The organism is Actinomyces johnsonii, from assembly GCF_006546835.1.
GTDB classification, from domain to species: domain Bacteria; phylum Actinomycetota; class Actinomycetes; order Actinomycetales; family Actinomycetaceae; genus Actinomyces; species Actinomyces johnsonii.
Genome location: NZ_VICB01000008.1, coordinates 32,762 through 58,859, shown reverse-complemented (window position 1 = coordinate 58,859; position 26,098 = coordinate 32,762). Strand labels below are relative to the sequence as shown.

Here is a 26,098-nt window from a genome sequence, read left to right as displayed (position 1 = left end):
GGAGGCCGGCATGTGGAACATCCTCGGCGACGGCCCACTGAAGCACCCGGAGGAGCCTGACGCAGAGGTCCTGTCGCTCCTCTTCGGTGGCGGTGACGACGTCGATGAAGGTCCTCTGGCGTGGCAGGAGCGCGCACTGTGCGCCCAGACGGACCCTGAGGCGTTCTTCCCCGAGAAGGGCGGTTCCACACGCGAGGCCAAGCGAGTCTGTGCGACTTGCGAGGTTCGTGAGGAGTGCCTCGAGTACGCCCTCGCCAACGACGAGCGCTTCGGTATCTGGGGCGGTATGTCGGAGCGCGAACGGCGCAAGCTCAAGCGTCGCGCAGTATGACCCGCACCGGCTCCGCACAGGGAGCCAGTCGGGTAGGAGCCCTGGCCGTCGTCGTGTCGGCCGGGGCGAGCCCGTTCCTGGCGCAGACACTGACCGCAATCGCCTCCCAGACCTGCGCGCCCGACGTCGTCCTCGTCGTCGACGTCGCCTCGCGAGCAAACGGGCTGGGGGATGGGACCCCTATCGAGGAGCTCGTCGAGAGCTCGGGACTCGGCACCGTCACGGCGGTACGCGTCGTACGGGTCAAGGAAGCCAAGAGCTTCGGGGACGCGGTCTCCCGGGGACTGGCCGCCTACGCCGAACTGGTCGCCGCCGGCAACCGCTGGCGCCGCGGCACGGGAGCCGTCGACGGCGCGGAAGGCTCGGAAACCGACGGTGCCTCTGCTACCTCGGGCGGTTCGCGAACCTCTGTGCGCGACCTGCTGCTGACCGGCTCCGGTCCCATCACCGGTCCCACAGGCGCGCTCTCGCCGATCACCTCCTACGAGCAGCGGCTCGTGGCTCCGGCCGATGCCCCCCAGGATGCACCAGAGCATCAGGTGTGGCTCTGGCTGCTCCATGACGACTCCGCGCCCCAGGAGGGCTGTCTCGAGCAGCTTCTCACCGCTGCGACTAACGCCCGCTCCGTGGGGATCGTTGGCCCCAAGCAGGTGGGGTGGGACAATCCGGAGCTGCTTCTGGAGGTCGGACTGCGGGCCACGGCCTCGGCCCGGCGCGCCAACGACATCGTCCCCGGTGAGGTCGACCAGGGCCAGCACGACGACCGCAGCGACGTCCTGGCCGTAGGAACAGCCGGCGCCCTCGTCGACCGCGCCGTGTGGGAGGAGATCGGCGGCATCGCCCCGTGGCTCGGGCCCTTCGGCGACGGCCTGGAGCTTTCCCGCGCGGCGCGCCTGGCCGGATACCGGGTCATCGTCGAGCCCACCGCCGTTATCCGTCACCGGAGGGCCTCCTACCAGGGACTGCGCCGTCCCGCCCACGTCTCCCACTCCTTGCGTCCCCAGGTCCGCACCGACGCCGAGGCCATCGAGGTCCGGCTCCCCGAGCCCGACCCGGAGCGATCCTTCCGCGCCCGCCGCAGCGCACAGCTCACCAACTGGGCGGCCTTCTCCTCCCGCCCCATCGGCCTGCTGCTGACCTGGTTCGTCGTCCTCGGGGCGATGCGGGCCGTATGGCGGCTTGCCTCCAAGGCGCCAGCGCTTGCCCGCGACGAACTCGGTGCGGCCCTGGCGGTGGCCGGCCGCGGTCGACGGATCAAGGCGGCCAGGCGCCGACTCGCCAGGCACACCAAGGTGCCCGTCTCCGCGCTGGGGCGCCTCTACGCCACTCCGGCCGAGATCCGGGGCGTGCGCCGCGACCGCACCCGCCAAGAGCGCGAGCGCCGGGCCCGCGCGGCCGCCCCCAGTGAGCTCGAGCTGCGTGAGCTCGCCGCCCTGGCCCGCAGCCGACGTCGGACCCTGAGCGCCGTCATGGTAGTGGCGGCGGCGCTGAGCGCCTATGGCCTGGCCCGGCTGCTGCCCACCCGTTCCATCATCGGCGGCGCGCTCCCGCTGTTCGGCGGCTGGCGGCAGATGTGGGACGCCGCCTGGACCACTTGGATCGCCACCGGAGACGGTTACCCGGGCAGCGTCACCCCGCTGCTGGCCATTCTGGCCGGGCCGGCGGCACTGGGCCGGCTCATCGGTTTGGACACCGGCTCCTTCGTCAGCGGCCTGGTGCTTCTGGCCGTACCGCTCGCCGCCCTGGGAGCCTGGTTCGCTGCCGGCACCATGACCCGGAAGGTGGTCCTGCGGGCCTGGGCCGCGCTCGTGTGGGCGCTGACCCCCGGTCTGCTGCTCGCCCTGGGGCAGGGGCGTCTTGGCTCCCTCCTGGTCCATCTGGTCCTTCCTTGGGCGCTGCTGGCGCTGACGCGCGCCGTGGGCGCCGACCGCCGCGACCTCGTCCTGTCCGGGCTCGTGGGGGCGCACCTGCTCACCGACGAGGAGCGGGCCGAGCTCGACCGCTTCTCCACTGAGAAGATCTCCGACCTGGCCCACCTCGACCAGGAGGCGCAGGCCGCGGCGAGTCTCGACGCCGAGCAGGAGGGCGCCGACGAGCTCGAGGAGACGGGACAGAGCTCCGGCGAGGAGTCGCGCGCCCGGGATGACGCCTCGGTCGGAGCGGATACCGACTCGAGCGTCAAGGGCGTCAAGGTCTCCGATGGCATCGAGGACGACCCCGGTCATGACCGTGGTCGGGAGGACGAGAAGGTCGGGCCGGCGGCGTCGGCCCTGGCGACGGCCCGAGAGGTCATCGAGTCGCTCAACGTCCCCGACCCGGCCGCCCCCGAGGCCGAGGTCGACCTGCCCCGGGCCGAAAAGTACGGCTACGGGTCAGCCACGGCCGCCGCCGTCGCCGGCCTGCTGCTGAGCGTCGTCGTCGCGGCCGTCCCTGCCACCGCGGCCGTGTTGATCGTCATCGTCCTCTTGCTGTCCGTGACGACGCGTCGTGGCTTCAAGCTCGTCCTCACCCTGGCCCCCATGGTGGTCACTGCAGCCCCGGCCTGGTGGAGCGCGTGGCGGATGGGGCAGAGGGACGGCTGGGCCGAGGGCGTCCGGCTGCTGCTGACCGACATCGGCCTGCCGGTCTCCGTGCCGACTCCGAGCAGCCTCGACCTGCTGGCCGGTTCGCCAGTGGCCATGGGCGCTGTCGTTCCCTCCGGGGCACTGAGCGTTCTGGTCCGGGTGCTGCTCCTGCTCGTCCCGGTCCTCGGAATCGTCGGCCTGTTCGTCTCCCGGCGCCTCCGGGTAGCCCGCATCGCCATTCTCATGGCCCTGGGCGGTCTGGTCCTGGCAGGACTTTCGCTGCGCACGCCCACCGGGCTGGGCAGTGATGTTGCCGGAGACGGCCTGGCCCCCGTGAACGGGTGGGCCGGAGCCGGAACCTCCCTGGCACTGAGCGGCTTCCTTGCTGCGGCCCTGCCGGCCGGCGAGGCGATCTGGGGCATGATCGGTCGACGCGCCGCCGACGGCCGTAGGGCCCTGGCGCGAGGGAACCGGAAGGACACCGAGGCCGAGTCGTCCGAGTCGTCCAAGTCGTCTGAGTCGTCCGCTCCCTCTGCGGGCGCCGGCTCGAGCTCGGGGTCAGACGGTTCGCGCCGGCTCAAGACGGTCTTCGCGGTTGCCGCCTGCCTTCTCCTGCTCGCCCCGGTGATGGTCGGCGCTATCTGGGCCCATCAGGCTCACCGCGGCAACAACCCGCAGGTCATGGCGCTGCGCTCCACCACTCAGCAGGTCCCACTCATCGCCGAGCAGTTCCAGGGATCGGGCACGGCCGGCCGGGTCCTCAAGCTCACCTCCACCCCTGAGGGGCTCAAGGCCACCATCTGGCGCGGGCCCGGCACCCAGGTCAGCGACGTCCTGCCCGGGGCGGTCAACGCCGAGGCGCGCAGCCGCGCCGCAAGCGCCCTGAACGACCCTCGGCTCAAGCCCGAAACCGGCCAGATATCGGTCTTCACAATCCCCTCCCCGGACCCTGCCCTCGTCCTGGAGGACCCGGCCGACGCCGAACTCGCCCAGCTCGTCACCCGTGCCACCGCCGGCCAGGACAAGGAGGTGGCCGATGCCCTGGCGGCCCACGGCATCGCCGTCGTCTTGCTCACCGACAAAGACGGCGACGCCGTCACCGCCGAAGCCCGCGTGGGCCTGACCTCCACACCCGGCCTCGAGCAGCTCGCCCAGACGGCCTCGGGCAACTCCTGGCGCGTCACGTCATCGGCACACCCGGACTCGGCCCGCCTGAGCCTTCTCGACGCAGGCGGAGCGGCCACCCCGGTAGCCTCCACCGGCGCCGGCTCGGGGACCCGTGCGCGGATCCCCGCCGGTTCGGGCAACCGCACCCTCGTCATGGTGGAACGGGCTGACGCCGGTTGGACCGCCACCCTCAACGGTCGCCGCCTCGAGCCCACCACCGTCCCCGATCAGGACGGCGGCTGGAAGCAGGGCTTCGCCGTCGGTCCCGACGCCGGAGAGCTGGTGGTGACCCACACCCGCCGGTCCACCGCCGCACTGACCTACACGATCTGGACCGTGTGGGCCTTGAGCCTGGTTGCGGCGCTGCCCCTGCGACGCGGAAAGGAAATGGCCTCATGACTCAGCCCCGCGACGACGACTCCGCCTCCCGGCAGGACCGGGCCGAGTCGCAGCCCTCGGAGCATGAGGAGACGGGCCCTGTCACGGACCGGCCCGATGCTGAGGACACCACTGTGGGCGAGGCCGATGAGGGGCCCCTCACCGACCCCGAGGCCGAGAGGGGCGGGGAGGCCTCAGATGAAGCCAAGGAGCCGGATGGTGAGCAAGGCGGCGGTCGGGACGGCGACGCCGACAGGCAGGAATCTGCCGAGGCGGATGATGGTGACGAACCGGCTGAGTCGGCCGAGTCAGCAGAGTCAGCCGATACGGCCGGTGCCGACGACATCGGCGGTTCCGCCACGGACTCCCCGGGGCGCGCTCGGCCCGGCGCCTCCCTTGGGAAGCGCCGAACCGGTTCCAGGCGGCACCGCCGCAGCGCGTGGCAGTCGATCGCCCGCGGGATCGGCATCCTGACCTCGGTCGCGCTCGCTGGCGCCGTCGGAGGAGTCACCTGGTGGGGGCACGCCGCCCCGACCACGTCGACTCCGCAGCTGGAGGCTCTCAGCCTGGCCGAGCCCGGAGCCGCAACCACCTACGTGTGCCCCCATGCGCCCTCCAATACGTTGCGGGGCACCGACGTCGGCGCCGTGGAGTCGACCACCACGATCATTCCTGCCAACGGGGCCGGGGCGATCCAGTCCGCCGACTACGCGGGCTCGGCCATCCCCACGGATGCCACCACCGCGTTGAGCACCGCCGATGGCGGGATCCTCACCCTTGTCCCCGCTGACGGCCAGGTGGCTAACGCCGTCGGATCCGTGACCACTCTGACCCAAAGTGGCGACCTGCGGGGGCTCACCGCCGCTCCCTGTACCCAGCCATCGGCCATGTCCTGGATCGTGGGCGGCTCCATAGCGGCCGGTTCATCGGCCGAGTTGCGCCTGACCAATCCCGGCGCCACCCCGGCCACCGCGAAAGTCAGCCTCTACGGCTCCATCGGTCGACTCAGCCTGCCCAGCAACGGTGAGATCACCGTCCCCGCGGGCGGCTCCTCCTCGCTGACCCTGGAGACGAAGGGCAGCCAGGATCCGCGCATCGCCGTGTCCATCGAGGCCGACGGCGGTTCCGTGGTGCCCACCCTCGTCACCGAATCCCTCGACGGAGAGACCCCCGCCGGCACCGACGTCATCACCCCGGGAGCCGCCCCGGCCACCGACCTCGTGGTCCCCGGCGTGGAGATCGTCGAGCCCGCCTCCCAGGGGGAGGTGCCCGACGCCACGACCGGCGCCGACTCCTCAGACACCCCGGCCGTGCGCATCGTCAACCCCGGGCAGGCCCCGGCGACCGTGTCGGTGACCATGCTCGGCAAGGACGGGGCCCGTCCCCTGGCGGGGGCGCAGTCGGTGGCCATCGACGCCGGTTCCGTCTTCGACATCTCGCTGGCCGGCGTGCCCGCAGGCGTCTACGGAGTCCAGGTCACCTCGAATACCCCTGTGGGAGCCGCCGTTCGCCTGGTGCGCAGCGCAGGCGAGTATCCGGAGCGCTCCCAGGCCCTCATCCACGACCAGGCCTGGGCGCAGGCCGCCCTGCCTGGCGCCGCCGACTCCGGTCTCCTGGCGGTGCCGCGCGCGTCCTCCCTGACCTCCGCGGTCACCGTGGCCAACAGCGGTGCCGCCACCTCCGTCACCCTGTCCTCCGTCGACGGCTCCTGGAGCCAGGACGTCGCCGTCGCCAAGGGCAGTGCCGTCGTCGTCGAGGTGCCGACAGAGGTCGCGGCCGTTCGCCTGAGCGCGGCCGGGCAGGAGAGTGCCTCGGGAACCTCGCGCACGCCGAGCGGCCTGGCCGCCGCCACGATCGTGACGGCACAGGCCGGGGGAGATCTGACCGGGACGCTCATCTCCACGGTGCCTGCCCAGCCCGACGCCTCCGTCCGGGCCCAGCGCAGCATCCTGCTGGGATGACTCTCCTTTCCTCGCCGGGACTTCCCGCGCCGAGCCGGGTATGTTGATGCTTCACGTAGTTCTACGTTTTTCTGCCCGGCAGCGTAAAAGCAGTCCGGCTCGAGGCCGGTTCATATCCCGGAATCCGGGTCGATCTCCTCAGGGCGTCGGCCCAGCATGAGGGCCACCTGCTCGACGACGACACGGTGCACCAGGTCGACCAGGTCCGCCTCGTCCGCGGCCCGGGAGGCCACTGGTCGCCGGTAGATGACGACCCGCGCCGGCAGCCCTGCGCGCGGCTCGGCGGTGAAACCGCGCCCCAGCACGACCGAGCGCTCCCATGGTGCCGGGTCCGAGGGGGGCACCTCCTCGACCGCGAACTGGATTCGGTTCACGGACGGCCAACGCCTGGCCAGGTTTTGGGCCGAGTCCACGACGAGCTCGTCGAAGCGCTCGGCCCGGGTGCGCCAGGCCGGCAGATGCGGCGGTAGCAGCGGGCCGCGCAGCCCCCGGCCGTGACGATCACGGCGCCCGGCCGGGCGCCGTCCCGATGCGGCGGCGGATCGCGGCGGAATCCGCCCGGGTGTGAAGGGGAACAGGTCGGTCACGTCTGCCAGCCTAGGCTCCTTGTAGATGACCGCCGGGCAGCGGCACGGTAACCTGCGGGCGTGAGAAGAGTCCGACACTGCCGCAAGCCCGGCTGCGAGCGCCCTGCCGTGGCCACCCTGACTTCCGTCTATGCGGACTCCACCATCGTGCTGGGGCCACTAGCCACCGAGGCCCAGCCCGAGGCCTACGACCTGTGCGAGAAGCACGTCTCCTCCTTCACCGCCCCCCGCGGCTGGCAGATCATCCGCCTGGCCACCGAGTTCGAGCCGGCACCACCCAGCGAGGACGATCTCCTGGCCCTGGCCGACGCCGTTCGTGAGGCTTCCCGGGCCCCGCGCCCCGTCGCCTCGCCGGCCGAGCACCGGCCCCGGCCCGGCGGAATCATGCCTGCCTCCCTGACGGCTCCGTTGCCGCCCCCGCAGGAGGTCGCCGAGGACGAGATTCTGCGGCGCGGTCACCTTCGAGTCCTGCGCGGTCAGAAGGACGATGCATGAGCCTGCGCACAGACCACTTCGGGCCCGAGCCGCAGCGGCCGACACCCTGCCCGGCACTGAGCCCGTTCCTGCGAACCTCTCTGCGCTGCCCGCTGAGCGGGCAAGAGCTCATCGACGGCGTCGACGACGACGGCCGCCCGGTCCTCCTCTCCCAGGCCGTGGATCTTGCCTACCCGGTGCGTGACGGGGTCCCGATCCTCCTGGTCCACGAGGCGAAGCGCACCTCGGTCTCCCGGGGCTGAGACGCGCCTCGTCCGGCCCGTGAACCGCGCTCCGGCAGGCTCCCTCAGCGCCGTCGGGTCTCCCGGCCGACCTCGTAGGGCGGACGCGCCATGTCTCGGCGCACCTCCTCCTCCAGGCGCCGGTCCCGGGTCGCCAGTACCAGCTCGCGGTTGCGCCGCTCGGTGAGTACCGCGGCGAGGAACCGCTCGGGGTGCGTCCCCGCAGGAGGCGGGGGAGAGACGTATGCCTGTACCTGGGACGCCAGGTCGAGCCCCAGGTGGGACCGGTACCCGGCATCCATGCTGGACGCCCGTTGCAGGAAGGTCCGTGCTGTCAGACTTAGACCTCCGGGCAGAGCACGCAGGTCGGTGCCCGCCGCCCAGCCGGCCAGCTCGGGGGGCATGAGCAGGGGCGGAGCCATGGAGGAGCGATGCCGGTCGCGCACCACGTAGGTGCCCGCCAACATGTCGCCGAGCCGTTTTCCTCGCTTGGAGACGACGGAGGTGCACACGGCCGGCACGGCCGAGGCCAGCCAGATCTCGACCACGGCGAGCAGGGTCCGCACCAGGCAGTGGCGCAGTCTGACGGTGCCGCCGTCGTCGCGCACCACCCGGGTCCCGGTCACCATGCGGCCCAGGCTCCTGCCCCTGCTGAGCAGCTCGGTGAGCAGGGGGATAACGACTATCCAGGCCAGGATCACCAGGGAGATGATCGCTCTGATGAAAGCGAGGTTGTCACCGAACTCCGACCTTTCGTTGATCGCCAGGATCATCACCACGAACAGGGATATCGCCCCGCCCACGGAATAAGCCGTGTAGTCGATGAGCCCGGACAAGATACGACTGACGACCGTCGCGGGAACGACCTCCAGTGCGACGGCTTCACCGGTGACCATGAGCTCGCGCTCGATCATCCGCTCGGAGGATGTGGACGACTCGTTCACCATGACAAACTCCTTGCGTGGATCTTGATGCCTTCGCCGCAGCGCACCGTGACCAGTGGGAACGCCTCGACGTGCTCGTATCGCGCCGGCATCTCAGCGGCGGCGAGGCCGACGAGCTCGTGACCCTCTATCGCACCTGCGCCCGCCACCTGTCGCGGGTGCGCTCGGCTGCACCGGATCCGCAGCTTATCGCCGAACTGTCCACCCGGGTGGCGACGGCCCGTGGCCGCCTGACCGGAACCCGGGAGGTGAGGACCCACGCGGTGCGTCGATTCGTGCTTCAGGCTCTGCCGGCGGCCCTCTACCGGATCCGTTGGTGGACCTGCGGGGTGATGGTCGCCGAGATCGCACTGGCTCTGGTGGTGGGGGTGTGGACCCTGCACAGCCCGGAGGCGATGGCCGCTCTGGGCAGCCCTGAGGAGCTGGACAAGTACGCCCACAAGGCGTTCGAGTCCTACTACTCCACCTACTCCGCCCCCGACTTCGCGGCCCAGGTGTGGACCAACAACGCCCGTATCGCGGCGATCTGTGTGGCCGGCGGAGTCACGGGGATCCTGCCGCTCTACCTGCTCTACAGCAACGCCATGGCCCTGGGGCAGGCAGGGGCGATCATGGCCGACCACGACATGCTCGGCGTGTTCCTGTCGCTCATCTCGCCTCACGGGCTGCTGGAGCTGACCTGCATCTTCATCGCGGGAGCGGCCGGCCTCAAGCTGTTCTGGACCCTGCTGGTTCCCGGTCCCCGCAGTCGCTCCACCGCCCTGGCCACGGAGGGACGCGCCCTCATCACGGTGGCCGTGGGCCTGACCGCGGCCCTGGCCCTGGCCGGCTTCATCGAAGCCTTCGTGACCCCGGCCCCCATCGCTTGGCCGGTCAAGATCACCATCGGAACCGGCGCGCTGGCGCTGCTGTGGGCGTACACGCTCGTCCTGGGGCGCTCCGCCGTCGCCGCGGGAGTCACGGGAGATCTCGAGGAGAAGGAGGCCGGCTACGTCCAGCCCGAGGCCGGTTGACCGGGTCTCCGCAGCAAGAACGGGTCCCGGGCGCGCTGATCCTGCGCGGGCGACGGGTCCGTTGGCGCGGTCCGCAACGCCATGACGGTTCGGTGTCACAGTCGCCCCGCCGCCTTGAGGTCCAGGTAGCAGTCGGCCAGCGCCGGAGCGAGACTCTGGTCGGGCGCCTCAACGACCTCCACGCCGCCGCGGCGCAGGCGGCGGCGCACGGCGTCCAGCTCCACCAGATCCTTCTCCGCCGAGGCCGCCACGTACACGGAGTCCGTGTTGTCACGCGCAGCCCGCAGCTCCTCCAGCTCGGGGTCCAGCGCCGAGGCGAGGACGACCGTGTGGTCGCGGGCCAGCGTCGTCAACGTTCGGATCATCGCCGCGTCCCCTCCACTGCCGTCCAGTGCGGAGATGACGACCACCAGAGCCCGCTGCGAGAGCACCGTTCGTACCCGGGAGGCCAGCAGTGTCCAGTCGAGCTCGGTCAGACGCGGCTCGACGTCGGTCAGATGCTCGGCCAGCGCCGTCATGAGTACAGCCCCGGAACTGCCTCGCACCTGGGCCCGGACGGCGTCGTCGAGGGCCAGGACATCGACCCGGTCGCCGGCGCGGGAGGCTAGCGCGGCCAGCAGCAGGGTGGCCTCGATCTGGGCGTCGAGCCGGGGAGCGTCGCCCAGTCGGGCTGCCGACAGCCGACCCGAGTCGATGACGATGAGAACGCGTCGATCGCGCTCCGGGCGCCAGGTGCGCACCAGGACTTCGCCGCGGCGGGCGGTGGATCGCCAGTCGATGGAGCGCACGTCGTCCCCGACGACGTACTCGCGCAGGGAATCGAACTCGGTCCCCTCACCGCGCACCATGACCGCACTGCGCCCATCCATCTCCCGCAGCCGGGCCAGGCGCGAGTGCAGGTGGTGGCGTGACCGGAAGGCCGGCAGCACTCGGAGGCAGGCCGGTACATTCAGGGAGGCCTGACGCCCCGCGATTCCCAGGGGGCCGGCGACCCTGACGGTCAGCGGTCCCGCCCTACGGTCGCCCCGGCGTCGGGGCGTGAGTACCGTGGAATGGCGACGGCGCTGACCCGGCGGGATGGTCATCCCCCCGCGCTCGTGGTCCGCCCCCGCGCTGGGGGGCCAGGCGTCACGCAGCAGGAGCCGGGCGGTGCGCCGGCCGGTGTTGGTGACTGTCAAGGTCGAGGTGATCGACTCGCCCAGCCGAATCCCGTGGCCCACTGAGCGCGAGGCCCGCAACAGACGGGGCGAGGGCGCGCAGGCGACGTCGATCACGACCAGGACCAGGACGACACCGGCCCAGGCCAGCACTGTTGCCGGGCGCGGTGCGATGATGGCCAGGGCGATCCCCGGAAGCAGCGCCCACACGGCGCGCATCGTCAGGAACATGCCACTCCTGTCGTGAGTTGGTCGGGTGATCGATTCGGTGGGCTCTGCGCCGATGCCTCAGCGCGGCACCGGAACGGTTCTCAGCACTGACTCGATGACGGACTGGGGGGTGATGCCCTCCATCTCGGCCTCGGCGCGCAGTTGGATGCGATGACGCAGGGCGGGCAGGGCCAGGGCCTTGATGTCGTCGGGGGTGACGAAGGACCGGCCGGCGAGCCATGCCCAGGCCCGTGACGCCGCCAGAAGCGCGGTGGCCCCTCGCGGCGAAACCCCCAGGGCCACCGACGGCATCGAGCGGGTGGAGCGCACGAGGTCGACAGCGTAGGCCAGTACCTCCGGGGTGACGCCTACGGTGCTCACCTGGGCGCGGGCAAGGGCCAGGTCCTCGGCTCCGGCCACTGCCCGGAGCCCCGCCGACTCCAGGTTGCGCGGATCGAAGCCCGAGGCGTGGCGGGAGAGCACCTCGATCTCCTGAGCCCGCTCGGGAAGAGGCAGCACCAGTTTGAGCAGGAAACGGTCCAGCTGAGCCTCTGGCAGCGGGTAGGTCCCCTCGTACTCCACCGGATTCTGGGTGGCGATCACCATGAACGGATCCGACAGGGCCCGAGGCTCGCCGTCGACGGACACCTGGCGCTCCTCCATGGCCTCCAGCAGTGCCGACTGCGTCTTGGGCGGGGTGCGGTTGATCTCGTCTGCTAGAAGCAGGTTGGTGAAGACCGGTCCGGCTCGGAAGGAGAACCGGGCGCTGCGGGAGTCGTAGATGAGGGAACCGGTGACGTCACCGGGCATGAGGTCAGGGGTGAACTGGATGCGCTTGGTCTCCACGTCCAATGCGGTGGCCAGCGACCGCACCAGGAGAGTCTTGGCCACTCCGGGGACCCCCTCGAGCAGAACGTGTCCGCCGGCGAGCAGGGCGATGACCAGGCCGGTCACCGCGGCCTCCTGGCCGACGACGGCCTTGCCCACCTCACTGCGCACGGCCACCAGCCGCTTGCGCGGGTCGGCGCCGGCATCGGGCTTGGGCGTGCTCTGGGCGCCGGGTGCCTCCGGGGCGCCCGGCGCCGGTCGGTCGGATTGCGGGTGGGGGGCGCTAGTGCCCGCGTCGCCCGTGGTGCTCAGGTCGCGGGTGGGGTCGGTGCTGTCCGTGCTCATGCGGAGTGAACCTCGCTCTCGAGTTGGTCAAGCTGAACTGCCAGGGTTGCCAGGGCCTTGTCATTGGTCGGCGGCGGACCGTAGAGAAGAGAGTCCACCATGACGGGGTCGACGCCCGAGGCCTGGGCGACGGCGGCGATCACGTCGCGACGCAAGGTCCCGGGAGCCAGCCCCAGGGCGATGCCCAGACGCAGCGCCGTGCCCGAGCGCAGGGCCTCGGCCGCTCGAGGACGATCCGAGCCCCGGCGGTAGAGATGGCCGCGCGCGAACGTGGTTTCGGTGGAGCGTACGACGACGGGCAGCTCCTCACTCAGGAGGCTGCCGAAGCGACGTCCTTGAACGACCGCCAGAGTGCCCGCTATCACGACGAGCTGGAAGATGAGGACCGGCAGCCAGGTGGGCGTGGACGAGGAGTTCCATATGGAGGGGGACTCGAGGCGCTGTCCGTCCAGCCACAGGAGGCGGTCGTGATGGCCGAGCGCGCGCACGGCCAGGGCGGCGTGGCCCTCCTGGGCCAGGTGCGCATTGGTGGCCGGTCCGGGGTCGGCCAGAACGCGTAGTGCGGCTCCGCTGGGCAGGGTGTCGGTGGCATAGGCGTAACGGTCCTCTCCCACCGGGAAACAGCCGACGGCGTCGTCGTCGCCCTGCAGCGACACCGAGGCATGCGATCCCGCCAGGCTCCGGGCGGCCTGGGCGTCCGCGTCGCCGCACTGCGGCTCCAGGATGGTGGAGCCGGGGGACGCCGCGCCCTTGCTGGTCATATCCGTCAGCCCCTTCAGGGTATCGCTGCCGCCTCTGACGCCGACGATGACGACATCGCCGCCCGCCTGGGCCAGGGCCTTCCTCTCGGCGAGGCTGAGACGGTCGGCGTTGACCACGGCGATGGTCGCCCCGTTTCTGCTCGCCTCCACCGCCTTGGAAACGCTGTCCGCCTTGCTCACGGAGATCCCCTCGTGGCGCAGCAGCTCCGCGACGGCCATCGTTCCCAACTTCTCGGGATTGTCGATGGCCAGCGGAGTCTTTGAGGTCACGGGCCTGGTCCACAGGGTGACAAGGACGGGGATGAGCATGATGGCAAGGGCGATGACGACCGGACGCCACCGGCTCCATCGCTGAGACCAGTGCGAGTTCGTCACCTGGTCGGAGACCGCCTCCGTCTGGGAGGTGCTCGGAGCAGACTGCGGGGATTGCTGAACGGGAGCGCTCATGCGGGTGCCCCTGGGAGCGCTGAGAAGGGTTCGATGGCGGTCCTCTCATGGTGAGCGGGCGGCGTCACCTCGGCCACCTGGGCGGCCAGCACGCGCATCTGCTGGTCCTGGGCTGGGGTGGAGACCACCCGGCCGTAGAGAACGGCGTCGAACAGGTGCGCCGCCTCGTACAGAGGAGCCACGACCCGGTGCTCGCCAAGGGCCTGGTTGGTGAGTGCGGCCGCCTCTATCGCCGTCATCCCGGGGTACTCGTCGATGATCCCGCGTTCGTCGAGGGAGCGGATGATGGCCCGGAAACGCTCGACGACGGCGGTGGCGAAATCGGCCCGCTCGGCGGCCTCGTCCGCTGCCCGGGTCAGGGCGTCGGCGTCGCGGTCGTCAATGAGCACTGACAGCGACGGCGTCGTCACCCGGCGCTCCGAGGAGATCCTGGTGAGCAGGAGGATCAGCAGCGCGATGACGACGGCGCCGACGACGATCACGATCGCCGTCGAGACCCAGGAAGGAACCCCGGGGACCATGCTGCCGGTGTTGAAATGCTCCTTGATCCACTCCCAGAACCGATCCCACAGGTCGGGGCTGTCGCGGTAGATCGGGCGGGAGAGCTCCTTGTTCGCGGCCTGCCGGGCCTCATCGGCGTCGGGAGTTGCAGGGGCCTTGGCGGCGAGTGCGCCGGCGGCGCAGGCCACCCCGGCGGCGTGACTGAGGAAGCCGGAGGAGCCGGCGGGGCTTACGGAGGGAATGGCGCGTATCACGGGCGGGTCACACTCCGGCGGCGCGCCGGAGCTCAACGTCCAGACCCTCTGAGCGCATCCGCAAGTCGGTGTACATCAGAGCGACCACGGAGGCGTCGAAGGGCATAATCGCGGCCTGGATGAGGCTGTTCACCAGAATCGATATCGTCATGATCGCGATCATCGTGTTCGGTGCCGCGAGCATGATCCCGTTGGTGATGGAGCTCAGCGCGAAGGAGGCGGCCTGGCTGGCGACACCGATGATGATTATTGAGAGCAGCCGGATGCCGACGACTCGCCAGAAATATCCTCGCGTCAGTGCCCAGGAGCGGGAGATCCCCTCGAAGACGCCGATGTTCTCCAGGATCAGCGCCGCCGGTGCCAGGCTCAGCTTGCACGTCAGGGCGAAGACCGCCAGCCCCAGCACGAGGGCCAGTACCAGGATGAGCAGGATGGTGAGGAGAACCGTTCCGACAGAATCCTCATCGACGCCGTTGGCGATGAAACCACCCAGGATCCCCCAGATGATGACGGCTGCGATTGCAAGGAAGGCCAACGTGACGACGCTGACGATGATCTGGATCATGATCGTCTGACCGATGAGAGCGCCCACACGCGGCTTGGTGCGCTGCCACACGTCGCTCAAGGAGGCCTTGCGACCCAGGATGGTGCGCGAGACGGTGACGATGAGCAGACCGGTGAGGATCGAGGTGGCGAACACGGTCAGCACGCTGGTCAGGCCGGCCTGAACGAACAGGCCCACCAACGATGACCAGAGCTTGTCCAGATCCAGATCGTCCTCACTGAACTGGTCGGGGGACGTGGTCAGGCCCGGCAGGTTGAGCCGGGAGAGGAAGAAGGCGAAACCGGCTGCGGAGAGGAGCCCCACGATGCTCATCACCACCAGAGAGGGGACGAACATCGCCTTGGGGTTGGCACGCAGCGACTCGAAGGCGCCACCGAGGATCTCCCCGATGGACAGCGGCCGCAGCGGAATGATTGACGGCTTGGGGGCCAGAACCGACGCGTAGCCGCCGTAACCCGGATACCCGGCGGCGCCGGGATTCCCGGGAGCGCCGGGACCCCCAGGGCCTCCGGGACCCCCAGGTGCGCCGGGGTAGGGGCCGTATCCGGCACCGCCTCCGGGAGGACCTCCGGGGGCGTTGGGCGGATAGCCGGGGGCAGAACCGGGCTGACCCACGGGCGGCGTCTGGTAATCGCCGTAGCCGGAATATCCCTGCGATGGATAGGGCGAGGTGCCTGCGGACGCTCCGGAGTCGGGGGCCTGCCACCCGTCCTGGTCGCCTCCGACGAAGCCGCCGCCGGAGGCGGCGGCACCCCCGCGGTTCGGCTCGCCGCTCGGGTTGAGGTCGTCGGGATGGGAGTCAGTGCTCATAAGTCCATGCTGTCATGCCCACCCCTCTGAGCGCCCTCCCCCTGGAGGAGGAAATCGTGGAGAGAGCCGAGCGGACCCTCGGAAACGGGCTCGCAGGCGGCCATCGAAGATTACGGTTTGGCCGCAATAATTCCGGCTCCTGTGTGCGGTGATGCCGCTTTTTCCCGTAACTGAAGGGATTCTCTTAAAAACCTGAGGGAAGTGTGAATGTCGTCTCGATGTCCTAGATGTCCCTTGGCTCCCGGGGCGCATGCCAAGATACGGGCTATGAGCACGCGCATTCTGGTCGTCGACGACGATGCATCCCTGGCCGAGATGATCGGCATCATGTTGGAGTCGGAGAGCTACACGCCCACCCTTTGTCATGACGGGGCTAAAGCCCTGGACGCCTTCCACGAGGTGACCCCCGATCTCGTCCTCCTCGACCTCATGCTCCCGGGGCTCGACGGCGTCGAGATCTGCCGGCTCATCCGCTCCGAGTCCGACGTGCCGATCATCATGCTGACCGCACGGACCGATACCCAGGATGTCGTCGCCGGCCTCGAGGCCGGGGCGGACGATTACGTCACCAAGCCCTTCAAGTCCAAGGAGCTGCTGGCCCGCGTCTCCACCCGTCTGCGCCGCACCAACCCGGGCGCGGCCGAGCACGTGCGCGCCGGGGATCTCGACATCGACGTCGCCGGTCACCAGGTCAAGCGCGGTGAATCGGTCATCGCCCTGACTCCTCTGGAGTTCGAGCTGCTGGTGACCCTGGCCCGCTCGCCTTGGAAGGTCTTCACCCGTGAGGAGCTGCTCAGCCAGGTATGGGGCTATCAGCACCCGGCCGACACCCGTCTGGTCAATGTCCACGTCCAGCGCCTGCGGGCCAAGATCGAGAAGGACCCCGAGCGCCCCTCGATCGTGGTGACGGTGCGCGGTGTCGGCTACAGGGTCGGCGAATCCTCGTGAGCGACGGCGCATCGGGCGCCCTACAATGAACCCGATGCGTAATTCAGTGGGCACGTCGATGGGATCATCGGTGGGCACTGCGGAGGACCGGGTCGTTCGGCGACTGCCCCTGCCAGGGCTGCTGCGCCGCAGCCTCGAGGTACGCATGGTGTGTACCGCCACCGTCATCGGCCTGCTCCTCATCGTCCTGCTGCTGACATTCGTCACCGACCGGATCCGATCGGAGGTGTTCGCCGACCGGCGAGACGTCATCCTCGCCGACGCCGCGCTGCGCGCCAGCGTCGCCCAGTCCGAGTTCGACTCGACCACCGCCGTGACCGTCGACGAGGTCTCCGCCACCGCGGAGCAGCAGGTCAACGGCGCCAAGGACTCGATCTCCTCCTCCGGCGGCGTGGGGGTCCTCATGCTGCGCAACCAGGAGGAGACCTCCACGACGGTGGTCAACGATCTGGAGACGGACACCCGCCTGCGCTCCCTCATCACTGACGAGATGACCAAGGCCCTCGACGAGGGCGGGGCCCGCTCGCAGTACTGGCAGTCGGTGGCCGTCCCCAATGACGAGGGCGGCACGGACCCGGGTCTCATCGTCGGTACCCGGGTGAGTCTGCCTCTGGCCGGGGAATACGACCTCTTCCTCGTCTACAGCCTGGCTAGCGAGCAGCGCATCGTCTCCCTGGCCTCGCGCAACATCACCATCGGGGGACTGGGCTTCCTGGCGATCCTCATCGTGGTGGTGTGGGCCTTCACCCGGTGGGTGCTCAGCCCCGTGCGGCACACCGCTCGGGCGGCCGAGCGCCTGGCCTCGGGGCTGCTGGCCGAGCGCCTGAGCATCGAGGGCGAGGACGAGATCTCCACCCTGGCCAGATCCTTCAACCATATGGCGACCTCGCTGGAGGACCAGATCGAACGCCTGGAGTCGCTGTCCAAGGTGCAGCGCCTCTTCGTCTCCGACGTCTCCCACGAGCTGCGCACCCCGTTGGCCTCCATCCGCCTGGCCACCGAGCAGATCCAGGACGCGCGCGAGGAGATCTCCGATCCCTTCGCCCTGCGCAGCATCCAGGTGCTGTCCAGCTCGGTGGACCGCTTCGAGACCATGCTCACCGACCTGCTGGATATCTCCCGCATCGACTCCGGTAACGTCAAGCTCCGTCTGGAGGAGGTCGACCTCGCCCAGGTGGTCGACACCGTCGTCGAGACCACCCAGTTCCACTTCGACGCCACCGGGACCGAGCTGCGCCTCCACCTGCCCGAGGAGCCGGCCACCGCCGAGGTCGATGTCACCAGGGTCGAGCGCATCATCCGCAACCTCGTGGTCAACGCGCTCGAGCACGGCGAGGGCAAACCGCTGGACGTCGCCGTCGCCGTGGACGACGACGCGGTGGCGGTGCGCGTGCGCGACCACGGAATCGGGATGAGCCCTGACGTCGTCGCCAAGGTCTTCGACCGCTTCTACCGCGCCGACCCTTCGCGCAAGCGCAGCCTGGGAGGCACCGGCCTGGGGCTGTCCATCGCCATGGAGGACGCCCGCCTGCACGGTGGACGCCTGTCGGCCTGGGGGTGGCCGGCCGATGGCGCCTCCTTCCTCCTGGTCCTGCCCCGCACCCAGGGGGCCGACGGCGGCCCGGGCAGGTTGGCCGGTCCCGGCCCTCTCGAGCTCGTTCCCCAGGACGCGCCGGCGGTGGCCCGCGCCGGGATACCGGCCGACGAGGAGTCGTCCTTCTCCCCGGTCGGTCCGTTGGGGCCCGCACCGGCCACACGCCGGGCGCGCCAGAGCGTCGTTCTGGGCGACATCCCCCTGGCCGGGGAGAGCCACGACGCTGTCACCGAGGACGTCGGGCGCGTCGTCGTCGTCTTGCCGGGACAGGAGCCGGTCACCCGCACCCCCGAAGAGGCCGATGAGGAGGGCAGGCGCCGATGAACCGTCCCTTGAACCGCGTGAACCGGCAAGGACGCCCGCTGCGCGCCGGGCGCCGGCTGACCCGCCGCGGTGCGCTGGGACTGCTGTCGGCTGCCGCCGCCGGTCTCCTGGGCGGGTGCACGGCGCTGCCGAACTCCAGTGGAGTCACTCGCTCCGGAGTAGCCGCCTCCGACACCGACGCGCTCATCGAAACCGCCCCCGGGCCGGGCGAGGGCGACTCCGCCGAGGACGTCGTCAATGGCTTCCTGCGCGCCGCCATCGCCGGGTTCTCCGACGACTTCGCCACCGCCAAGCAGTTCCTCACCGAGCGCACCGCCGCCCAGTGGAAGCCGCTGGAGACGGTGAGCGCCTACAGCGGCTCGACCGAGCCGCAGGTCTCGGTGGCGGCCGATGGCGCCTTCACGGTAACCTCCGGGCAGGTGGGGGTCCTGGACTCCCTGGGCGTCTTCACCCCTGCCGAGGAGGGGGCCACCTATGTCGGCGAGTTCTCCCTGGCCACCAACTCCACCGGCCAGTGGCGCATCGTCGGTCTGCCCCACGGGATCCTGCTGCCCTTCTCCCGGCTCATGCAGAACTTCGCGGTCAGTGCCCTGGCCTTCCTGTCGTGGGACCGGGCCAGATTCGTCTCCGAGCTGAGGTGGTACCCGCGCAGCTCGCAGGCCGACTCCCTCCTCTCCGGGCTGCTCGGAGGGCCCTCCGCATGGCTGCACGATGGGGCCATCAGCCTCATCCCGCGCAACGCCGAGCGCGCGAGCAGGGGCGTTGTCGTCGAGGCCGGGACCGCCACCGTCCACCTGAGCGCGGACTCCGACCCCGCTTCGGAGGATGCTCGCCGGCTCATGGTGGCCCAGATCGAGCAGAGCCTTCTCCAGATCAGCGGTATCGACCGGGTCCGGGTGCTCGCGGGCACCGTCGACCTCGGCGCGCCCGCCCGGCTGACCCCGATGGCTCCGGAGGTCGGCGGCATCGTGGGGATGTCTGAGGGCGCCGTCGTGCGGGGCACGGGCTCGAGTCGCGTCACTCTGGCGACCGACCGGGTCCTGGGGACCGGCGAAGCCCGTAGCCCGAGCCTCGGGGCGGATGGGACCGTCTACGCGCTGTCGGCCTCCAGCCTGCTGCGTCTGCCTCAGGGACAGGACTCCGCCAGCGTCATCCTCTCCGTGGGGGACCCCACCGCGGGTGCCGGGGGACTGGGCGCACCGTTGGGCGACCGGCACGGATGGGTCTGGCTGCTGGCCGAGGGGCAGCTCACCGTCGTCAACGGCTCTGGTCAGCGCGCCGCCCTGGCGTCGTCCTGGCTGCCGGAAACCACCATTACCGCCTTCGATCTGTCCGTGGAGTCCGAGCGGATCGCTGTGCGGCGATCCGACGGCCGCGTCGCCGTCGCCGTCATCGTCCGGGACCAGGACGGCCGTCCCACAGGACTGGGGCCGGCCGTGGAGATGCCTCGCGCCAGTGGAGCGGGCACGAGCGGCATCTCCTGGTGCGCCCCCAACGCCGTGTGCGTCCTGGCCGGCGTCAGCGGCGAGGGGGGTGGTGTGCCCGAGGTGCGCCTCATCCAGATCGGCGGTGCGGTCAACACGCTCGTGGGTGTGCGCGAGGCCCGGTCCGTCGTCTCCGACCGTTCCGAGGAGTCCCTCATCCTCATCGGTGAGGGGGGAAAGACCTGGCAGCGCCGCGGGGCGATGTGGCGGGTGCTCACCTCGGAGGTCACTGACCCCTCCTTCCCGCTGCCCTGAACCGGCCCTCTGCACTCGGCGGCCTTGCGACGTCCCGATCGTGCAGCTCCGGGCGCCCCCGGTCCAACCAGACCGTGGAGCGCCCGGAATCAGATGAGGGTCGGGGCTAGAGCACCTGCGCGTCTAGGCGGATGACGCCGTAGGTCCACCCGTGGCGGTGGTAGACGGCGCAGGGCTGCTTGGAGGACTTCTCGATGAACAGGTAGAAGGGGTGCCCCACGAGCTCCATCTGGTAGAGGGCCTCGTCGACGGTCATCGGTTTGGCCTCGTGCAGCTTCTGGCGCACGATCACCGGGGAGTCCCCGAGCTGGGCCTCGACCGCGACGCCGGGCTCGGTGGGGGCGGAAGGGGAGTCCTCGATCGGCGCGTCACCGGTCTCGGGGACCTGGGGCTCTTCCGGAGCCGGTGCCGCCTGGGACTCCTCGTTCGGGGTGGCCACTGTGTAGCGGCGGTGGTCTTTCTTGCGGTCCCGGGCCCGGCGAAGGCGCTCGGTCAGCTTCCCCATGGCGATATCAAAAGCGGCGAAGCGATCCGAGGAGGACGCCTCTGCCCGAATGATCGGGCCCTTGGAGACGACGGTGATCTCCACTCTCTCGGCGGTGTCGGCCTGACGTGGGTTGCGCTCGTGGGTGACCTCCACCTCGACTCGCTGGACCCGGGGGTCGAACTGCTCTACCTTGACGGCCTTGTCCTCGACGTAGTCGCGCAGACGAGAGCTGATCTCGGCGTTACGACCGACGACGGTGATATCCATGGTGGAACCTCTTTCTGGGCTCGTGGGCCGGTCCTGGCGGACCGTGTGCGACAAGTACCCGCCACTCCTCACGGCGGGTTGGGGATTGGTGTCATCACCTCCTGTCACCTCGTGAGGGCCCTCAGGCACCGAGGCGGGGCCCGGCGGACTGTCCTTGTCGACGTCGGGAATCGCCTGTGGGTTGTGCCACACAAGGTACACCATATGGGGCTGTTCACGCCTCCTTTTCGAGCGCGTCGTCACCCGTTGGCGCCTCCTGATCGCCGCAGGCGGACAAACCCGCGCCGGAACGATCGTTGCGATCCTTCCCGGACCCCGGGATCCGAGTAGAGGCCGCGGCGGCGCCTCTGGCCGCGGTCCCGGCTGGAACCGTGAGATACCTGTGCGCGGGAGGTGGAGCGGCGGCCATCGCCAGGGCTCCCAGCACCTGGCCGCCGGCCTCCTCGATCGCTCGGGCGCAGGCACCCAGGGTGGCCCCTGTGGTGACGACGTCGTCGACCAGCACTATCGGCAGGCCGGTCACTGGAGTTAGCAGACGCGGGACGACGGAGCGATTACCCCGCCGCTGACGCGAGGAGCGCCCGGCCTGATGCGCCCCGCCGCCCCGACGACGCAGCAGATCCGTGCTCAGCACGAGCGGAGCGAACGGCCCCCTCTGCGGGGGCATGGGCTCCGAGATCAAAGAGAGCGGTGACCGGACCGAGGAGTCGGCCCATTCCGGGTGGGCCCACTGGTCAGCGATCGCCCGGGCGACGTCGTCGGCCAGGCGCGCCGCCACCAGACGGCCGCGCAATCGGCGCGCAGGCCCGGAGGGGGCCGGGACCACGAGCAGGGCCGGCATGCTTGTGGCTGTGACGACGGCGGTAGCCGGATCCTCACCGGGATGGTCCCCCGGCGTCCCGGGCCAGATCTCACCCGGCGGGTGGGTGCGCGCCCACCGGCTCCCCAGGCGACGGCCGGCCCGCGCCATCGTCTCGGAGAGGTCCTCTCGCGAACCGTTCTTCCACCCCAGGACCATGGTGCGCACCGGCCCGGCATAGGCGGCCAGGGCCAGGATGTCGAGGTCGCCTGCGGCGTCGGCGTGATCCACGGCGAAGGGCTCGCCTTCGAGCAGCTCCAGACACCGGGGGCACAGTGCCGTCTCCCACCGTCCGCAGCCCGCGCAGGAGACCGGTATCCCGAGAGACAACCCCTGCCGGAGCCCGAACAGGAGCTCGGCGAGCGTCCCGGAGACTCTTGCGCGCGGCGCTCGGCGGCAGGCGGAATAATAAGGGGACTCGCGATGGAATCTGGGCGTCATGTCCTCCACTGTGGAACGGATGCGTCCGCTCCGCCCCCGCGGGCGCTCGCGGTCCACAACGGGGTGGGCCGGGTAGGAGTCCCCATGTCCTGTGGCCCCGTGCCCGCTGTGTCACCCGTGGTCCCGTGTCCTCGGTGGGAAGAATCTCGGTGGTGGAAAGACCGCGGTCCACTCGGGTCCACTAGAGTACGGAGGCAGGTAGCCGGTGAGACCTGAGCCGATTTAGCCGATTCGGCCCCGCCTCGTCTCACCGAGGCTCTTCGCAATAGACGTCCCAAGGGAGAATGCAGCGTGTCGATCGTGGACCGGATCCTTCGCATTGGCGAGGGCCGCACCCTGAAGAAGCTTGATGCCATCGCCGACCAGGTCGAGGCGCTTGCCGAGGAGTACAGCGAGTTCTCCGACGCCGAACTGCGCGACATGACTGACGAGCTCAAGGAGCGCTACCAGGACGGCGAGACACTCGACGATCTGCTTCCCGAGGCCTTCGCCACGGTCGTGGAGGCTGCCGACCGCGTGCTGGGCATGCGCCCCTACCACGTTCAGATCATGGGCGGCGCTGCCCTCCACCGCGGCAACATCGCCGAGATGAAGACTGGTGAGGGTAAGACGCTCGTGGCCACGATGCCCTCCTACCTGCGGGCCCTGACCGGCAAGGGCGTCCACGTCGTCACTGTCAACGACTACCTCGCCGAGTACCAGTCCGACCTCATGGGGCGTGTCCACCGCTTCCTGGGGCTGACTACCGGCTGCATCCTCGTGGGGCAGACCCCCGCCGAGCGTCGTGAGCAGTACGCCTGCGACATCACCTACGGCACCAACAACGAGTTCGGCTTCGACTACCTGCGCGACAACATGGCCCAGCGCCCCGAGGACCTGGTCCAGCGCGGCCACGCCTTCGTCATCGTCGACGAGGTCGACTCCATCCTCATCGACGAGGCTCGCACCCCCCTCATCATCTCCGGGCCCGCCACCGGGGACGTCAACAAGTGGTACAAGGAGTTCGCCACGATCTCTGAGCGCCTGCGCGAGGGCAAGGACTACGAGGTCGACGAGAAGAAGCGCACCGTGGGCGTGCTGTCCTCGGGGATCGAGCGGGTCGAGGACTACCTCGGCGTCGAGAACCTCTACGAGTCCGAGAACACCCCTCTGATCGGCTTCCTGAACAACGCCATCAAGGCCAAGGAGCTCTTCCACCGGGACAAGGACTACATCGTGCGCGACGGCGAGGTCCTCATCGTCGACGAGCACACCGGCCGCGTTCTGCCCGGCCGCCGCTACAACGAGGGCATGCACCAGGCTATCGAGGCCAAGGAGCGCGTGGAGATCAAGGCCGAGAACCAGACCTTGGCCACCATCACCCTCCAGAATTACTTCCGCCTCTACCCCGAGGGCTCCCGCTCGGGCATGACCGGCACCGCCGAGACCGAGGCAGCCGAGTTCGCCGGCACCTACAAGATCGGCGTCGTCCCGATCCCCACCAACAAGCCCATGATCCGTGAGGACCAGTCGGATCTCGTCTACACCACTGTCGAGGCCAAGCTCGACGCCGTCGTCGACGACATCGCCGAGCGTCACGAGGCCGGCCAGCCGGTCCTGGTGGGAACCACGAGCGTGGAGAAGTCGGAGATCCTCTCCGAGCGGCTGCGCGAGCGCGGCATTCCCCATGAGGTCCTCAACGCCAAGCAGCACGCCCGCGAGGCCGCCGTCGTCGCCATGGCCGGCCGCAAGGGCGCCGTCACGGTGGCCACCAACATGGCCGGGCGCGGAACCGACATCATGCTGGGCGGCAACGCCGAGCACATCGCGGTCACCGCCCTCAAGGAGGCCGGACTCGACCCCGAGGAGAACGTCGAAGAGTACGAGAGGGCCTGGCCCGAGGCCCTGTCCGCGGCCAAGGAGGCCTGCCGGGCCGAGCACGACGAAGTCGTCGAGCTCGGCGGCCTCTACGTGCTGGGCACCGAGCGCCACGAGTCGCGACGCATCGACAACCAGCTGCGCGGCCGCTCCGGCCGTCAGGGAGACCCGGGCGAGTCCCGCTTCTACCTGTCCATGGAGGACGACCTCATGCGCATGTTTGCCTCCGGGCTCGCCCAACGCATCATGTCGTCGGGCGCCTACCCCGACGACGTCCCGTTGGAGTCCAAGATGGTCACCCGCGGCATCGCCGGCGCCCAGCGCCAGGTGGAGTCGCGTAACTACGAGATCCGCAAGAACGTTCTCAAGTACGACGACGTCATGACCGAGCAGCGCGAGAAGGTCTACTCCGAGCGCCGGCGGGTCCTGGATGGTGAGGACCTCGAGCCCCAGATCGAGGCTTTCCGAACTCAGGCCGTCACCTCCATCGTCAACGCCGGTACGGCCGAGGGTCGTCCCGACGAGTGGGACCTGGACGCCCTGTGGGGTGAGCTCGGCCGCCTCTACCCGGTGGGTCTGACCCAGGACGAGGTCGTCGAGGCCTTGGGCGGCAAGGATGCGCTGACTCCGGAGCGTCTCATTGACGAGCTCAGCGAAGACGTCGCCGTGGCCTACGAGGACGCCGAGGCCCGGATCGATGCCAACACGCTGGCCCACGCCCAGCTCGGCGAGGAGCCCATGCGCACTCTGGAGCGCCGCATCCTTCTGGCCGTGGTGGACAAGCGCTGGCGTGAGCACCTCTACGAGATGGACTACCTCAAGGAGGGCATCGGTCTGCGGGCCATGGCCCAGCGCGATCCCCTTGTGGAGTACGCCAATGAGGGCGCCCGCATGTTCCGGGCGATGATGGAGGGCATCCGCGAGGAGACCGTCGAGCAGATCTTCGCCAACGTCACCCGCTTCGACGCAGCCGCCCAGCGCGCCGCCGAGGACGGCACCGCCGAGGCCGCTCAGGCGGTGGCCAAGGCCAACGCCACCGCGGCGGCCGGCATTCGCCTGGGCGCGGCGGGCGGCCAGGGCCGGGGCACCGTCCTGGGGGACACCGGACAGGCATCCATGGAGCAGCGGATCACCTATTCCGGTCCCAGTGAGTCCGGCGACGAGGAGGAGCGCTCCGGCGCCTCCTCGCGCAGGGCCTCCGGCTCCTCGGCCTCAGGCGGTAACCGGGCCGAGCGCCGCCGATCCAAGAAGAAGCGCCGCCACTGATCCCCGCCGAGGGCTGACATCACCGCCGTCGATCCGGCCGGGCTCCGGCTGCCTCTCCGATGGGAGAACCCGCCTTCGGCTGCCCGGATACGTTGGTGATGCACTCGAGCGCCGACGTGTCAACAGTGAGCGGGCGATGGCTTCGCGACTGTGCTGATGTCATGTCTGGAACTCCCTCACGCGATCTCCAGGCCGGTGAGGATCCAGCGATCGCGCAGCATCTCCAAACGCGCCGCCGCGGCCCGGACCCGGTTGCCCTCCTCCAGAAGGACAGTCGCTTCGCAGGCCCCCGACACCGTCGGCTCGGTGCGTACGAAACGAACGCGCGGGCGTCTCGGCGTCGGCCGACGCCCCAGGATCCTGGAGGCCAGACCGGCCCGGCGGGCGAGGGCGTCGAACAGGGACGGGCTGGTCCACCTGGCCAGATGATCGACGGGTCGCTGCCCGGCGAGCACCTCGCTGGCCGCAGCCACGACGATGGCGGCAGTGCGCGAGGCGTCGGCGCCGGTCTCGGGCCGCCTTTTGAGAGGGTCGTGAGGCTCGGCGGCTCCCGGGTCATTGAGGGGTTTCGGGGGCTTCGTCGGAACGGCGTGAGTCGGAGTCGGGTGAGTGGGTGTGGGATGGGAACGATGTTGCGGGCCGGTCTCCCTGCGGGCTGGGCGAGCGGTTCGAGTCGGCGTGGCGGTGACGGTCATGGCGGGCTCCTGATGGTGCGTCGGTGCCCGGCGGGCACGGAGTTGGAAGTGGACGGCCCCGGATACGGGGGCTGAGATGGAA

The 26,098-nt window shown here is 70.1% G+C and carries 20 protein-coding genes; 10 read left to right on the top strand and 10 right to left on the bottom strand.

The window, feature by feature from the left end; genetic code table 11:
• The first annotated feature begins 10 nt into the window (after nt 1-10).
• The 3 genes from FK256_RS06825 to FK256_RS06815 are packed head-to-tail and all read left to right on the top strand — an operon-like array spanning nt 11 to nt 6,401.
• Nucleotides 11-331 (top strand): WhiB family transcriptional regulator, encoded by a 321-nt coding sequence (locus FK256_RS06825; RefSeq protein ID WP_003787027.1) that lies wholly within the window; start codon nt 11-13, stop codon nt 329-331.
• Nucleotides 328-4,461, top strand: coding sequence for a glycosyltransferase (locus FK256_RS06820; RefSeq protein WP_141424209.1), 4,134 nt, complete (start codon nt 328-330; stop codon nt 4,459-4,461). Before FK256_RS06825 ends, FK256_RS06820 begins: the two co-directional genes overlap by 4 nt.
• Nucleotides 4,458-6,401, top strand: a complete 1,944-nt coding sequence (locus tag FK256_RS06815; RefSeq protein WP_141424208.1) for a DUF5719 family protein — start codon at nt 4,458-4,460, stop codon at nt 6,399-6,401. The genes FK256_RS06820 and FK256_RS06815 overlap by 4 nt, the downstream gene beginning before the upstream one ends.
• Nucleotides 6,402-6,511: 110 nt before the next feature.
• Here the strand turns inward: FK256_RS06815 and FK256_RS14585 are convergent, their stop codons facing one another.
• Nucleotides 6,512-6,988, bottom strand: coding sequence for a metallopeptidase family protein (locus FK256_RS14585; protein WP_141424207.1), 477 nt, complete (start codon nt 6,986-6,988; stop codon nt 6,512-6,514).
• Nucleotides 6,989-7,048: 60 nt separating this feature from the next.
• On the opposite strand from FK256_RS14585, the gene FK256_RS06805 reads away from it, so the two are divergent.
• Complete coding sequence (locus FK256_RS06805; RefSeq protein WP_034473583.1) at nt 7,049-7,483, top strand: DUF3499 domain-containing protein; 435 nt, start codon at nt 7,049-7,051, stop codon at nt 7,481-7,483.
• Entirely contained in the window at nt 7,480-7,725 is a 246-nt protein-coding gene (locus FK256_RS06800) for a Trm112 family protein (protein ID WP_141424206.1), read from the top strand. The genes FK256_RS06805 and FK256_RS06800 overlap by 4 nt, the downstream gene beginning before the upstream one ends.
• Nucleotides 7,726-7,769: 44 nt before the next feature.
• Here the strand turns inward: FK256_RS06800 and FK256_RS06795 are convergent, their stop codons facing one another.
• Nucleotides 7,770-8,651, bottom strand: coding sequence for an RDD family protein (locus FK256_RS06795; protein ID WP_021607619.1), 882 nt, complete (start codon nt 8,649-8,651; stop codon nt 7,770-7,772).
• A gap of 14 nt (nt 8,652-8,665) precedes the next feature.
• Between FK256_RS06795 and FK256_RS06790 the strand changes: the two genes are divergently transcribed.
• Nucleotides 8,666-9,661, top strand: coding sequence for a stage II sporulation protein M (locus FK256_RS06790; protein ID WP_141424205.1), 996 nt, complete (start codon nt 8,666-8,668; stop codon nt 9,659-9,661).
• Between the two features lie 95 nt (nt 9,662-9,756).
• Here FK256_RS06790 and FK256_RS06785 read toward each other — a convergent pair whose 3' ends face one another.
• The 5 genes from FK256_RS06785 to FK256_RS06765 are packed head-to-tail and all read right to left on the bottom strand — an operon-like array spanning nt 9,757 to nt 15,539.
• Nucleotides 9,757-11,049, bottom strand: coding sequence for a DUF58 domain-containing protein (locus FK256_RS06785; RefSeq protein WP_141424204.1), 1,293 nt, complete (start codon nt 11,047-11,049; stop codon nt 9,757-9,759).
• Nucleotides 11,050-11,106: 57 nt separating this feature from the next.
• Nucleotides 11,107-12,201, bottom strand: coding sequence for an AAA family ATPase (locus tag FK256_RS06780; RefSeq protein WP_141424203.1), 1,095 nt, complete (start codon nt 12,199-12,201; stop codon nt 11,107-11,109).
• The gene (locus FK256_RS06775; RefSeq protein ID WP_141424202.1) at nt 12,198-13,409 is read right to left on the bottom strand and encodes a DUF4350 domain-containing protein; all 1,212 of its coding nucleotides are present in this window, start codon (nt 13,407-13,409) and stop codon (nt 12,198-12,200) included. The genes FK256_RS06780 and FK256_RS06775 overlap by 4 nt, the downstream gene beginning before the upstream one ends.
• A complete protein-coding gene (locus FK256_RS06770) occupies nt 13,406-14,164 on the bottom strand; it encodes a DUF4129 domain-containing protein (RefSeq protein WP_244936247.1) in 759 nt (252 codons plus the stop codon). Before FK256_RS06770 ends, FK256_RS06775 begins: the two co-directional genes overlap by 4 nt.
• 7 nt (nt 14,165-14,171) lie before the next feature.
• A complete protein-coding gene (locus tag FK256_RS06765) occupies nt 14,172-15,539 on the bottom strand; it encodes a DUF7847 domain-containing protein (RefSeq protein ID WP_039894925.1) in 1,368 nt (455 codons plus the stop codon).
• 267 nt (nt 15,540-15,806) lie between these two features.
• Here FK256_RS06765 and mtrA point away from each other — a divergent pair, with 267 nt between their 5' ends.
• Genes mtrA through FK256_RS06750 form a run of 3 tightly spaced genes read left to right on the top strand, consistent with a single transcriptional unit; the run spans nt 15,807 to nt 20,144 of the window.
• Nucleotides 15,807-16,487 (top strand): MtrAB system response regulator MtrA, encoded by a 681-nt coding sequence (gene mtrA, locus FK256_RS06760; protein ID WP_009234030.1) that lies wholly within the window; start codon nt 15,807-15,809, stop codon nt 16,485-16,487.
• A 34-nt stretch (nt 16,488-16,521) separates the two neighbouring features.
• Complete coding sequence (gene mtrB, locus FK256_RS06755) at nt 16,522-18,405, top strand: MtrAB system histidine kinase MtrB (RefSeq protein ID WP_034473575.1); 1,884 nt, start codon at nt 16,522-16,524, stop codon at nt 18,403-18,405.
• Entirely contained in the window at nt 18,402-20,144 is a 1,743-nt protein-coding gene (locus tag FK256_RS06750; RefSeq protein WP_244936245.1) for an LpqB family beta-propeller domain-containing protein, read from the top strand. Before mtrB ends, FK256_RS06750 begins: the two co-directional genes overlap by 4 nt.
• A gap of 106 nt (nt 20,145-20,250) precedes the next feature.
• Here FK256_RS06750 and hpf read toward each other — a convergent pair whose 3' ends face one another.
• Both hpf and FK256_RS06740 read right to left on the bottom strand, forming a co-directional pair.
• Nucleotides 20,251-20,898, bottom strand: a complete 648-nt coding sequence (gene hpf / locus FK256_RS06745; RefSeq protein ID WP_141424201.1) for a ribosome hibernation-promoting factor, HPF/YfiA family — start codon at nt 20,896-20,898, stop codon at nt 20,251-20,253.
• A gap of 214 nt (nt 20,899-21,112) precedes the next feature.
• Nucleotides 21,113-22,198 (bottom strand): ComF family protein, encoded by a 1,086-nt coding sequence (locus FK256_RS06740; RefSeq protein WP_244936243.1) that lies wholly within the window; start codon nt 22,196-22,198, stop codon nt 21,113-21,115.
• A 291-nt stretch (nt 22,199-22,489) separates the two neighbouring features.
• Here FK256_RS06740 and secA point away from each other — a divergent pair, with 291 nt between their 5' ends.
• On the top strand, nt 22,490-25,321 hold the full coding sequence (gene secA / locus FK256_RS06735; RefSeq protein WP_141424199.1) for a preprotein translocase subunit SecA: 2,832 nt from the start codon (nt 22,490-22,492) through the stop codon (nt 25,319-25,321).
• Nucleotides 25,322-25,497: 176 nt separating this feature from the next.
• On the opposite strand, the gene FK256_RS06730 is transcribed toward secA, so the two are convergent.
• On the bottom strand, nt 25,498-26,016 hold the full coding sequence (locus FK256_RS06730; RefSeq protein WP_141424198.1) for an Rv3235 family protein: 519 nt from the start codon (nt 26,014-26,016) through the stop codon (nt 25,498-25,500).
• Between the last annotated feature and the right edge of the window lie 82 nt (nt 26,017-26,098).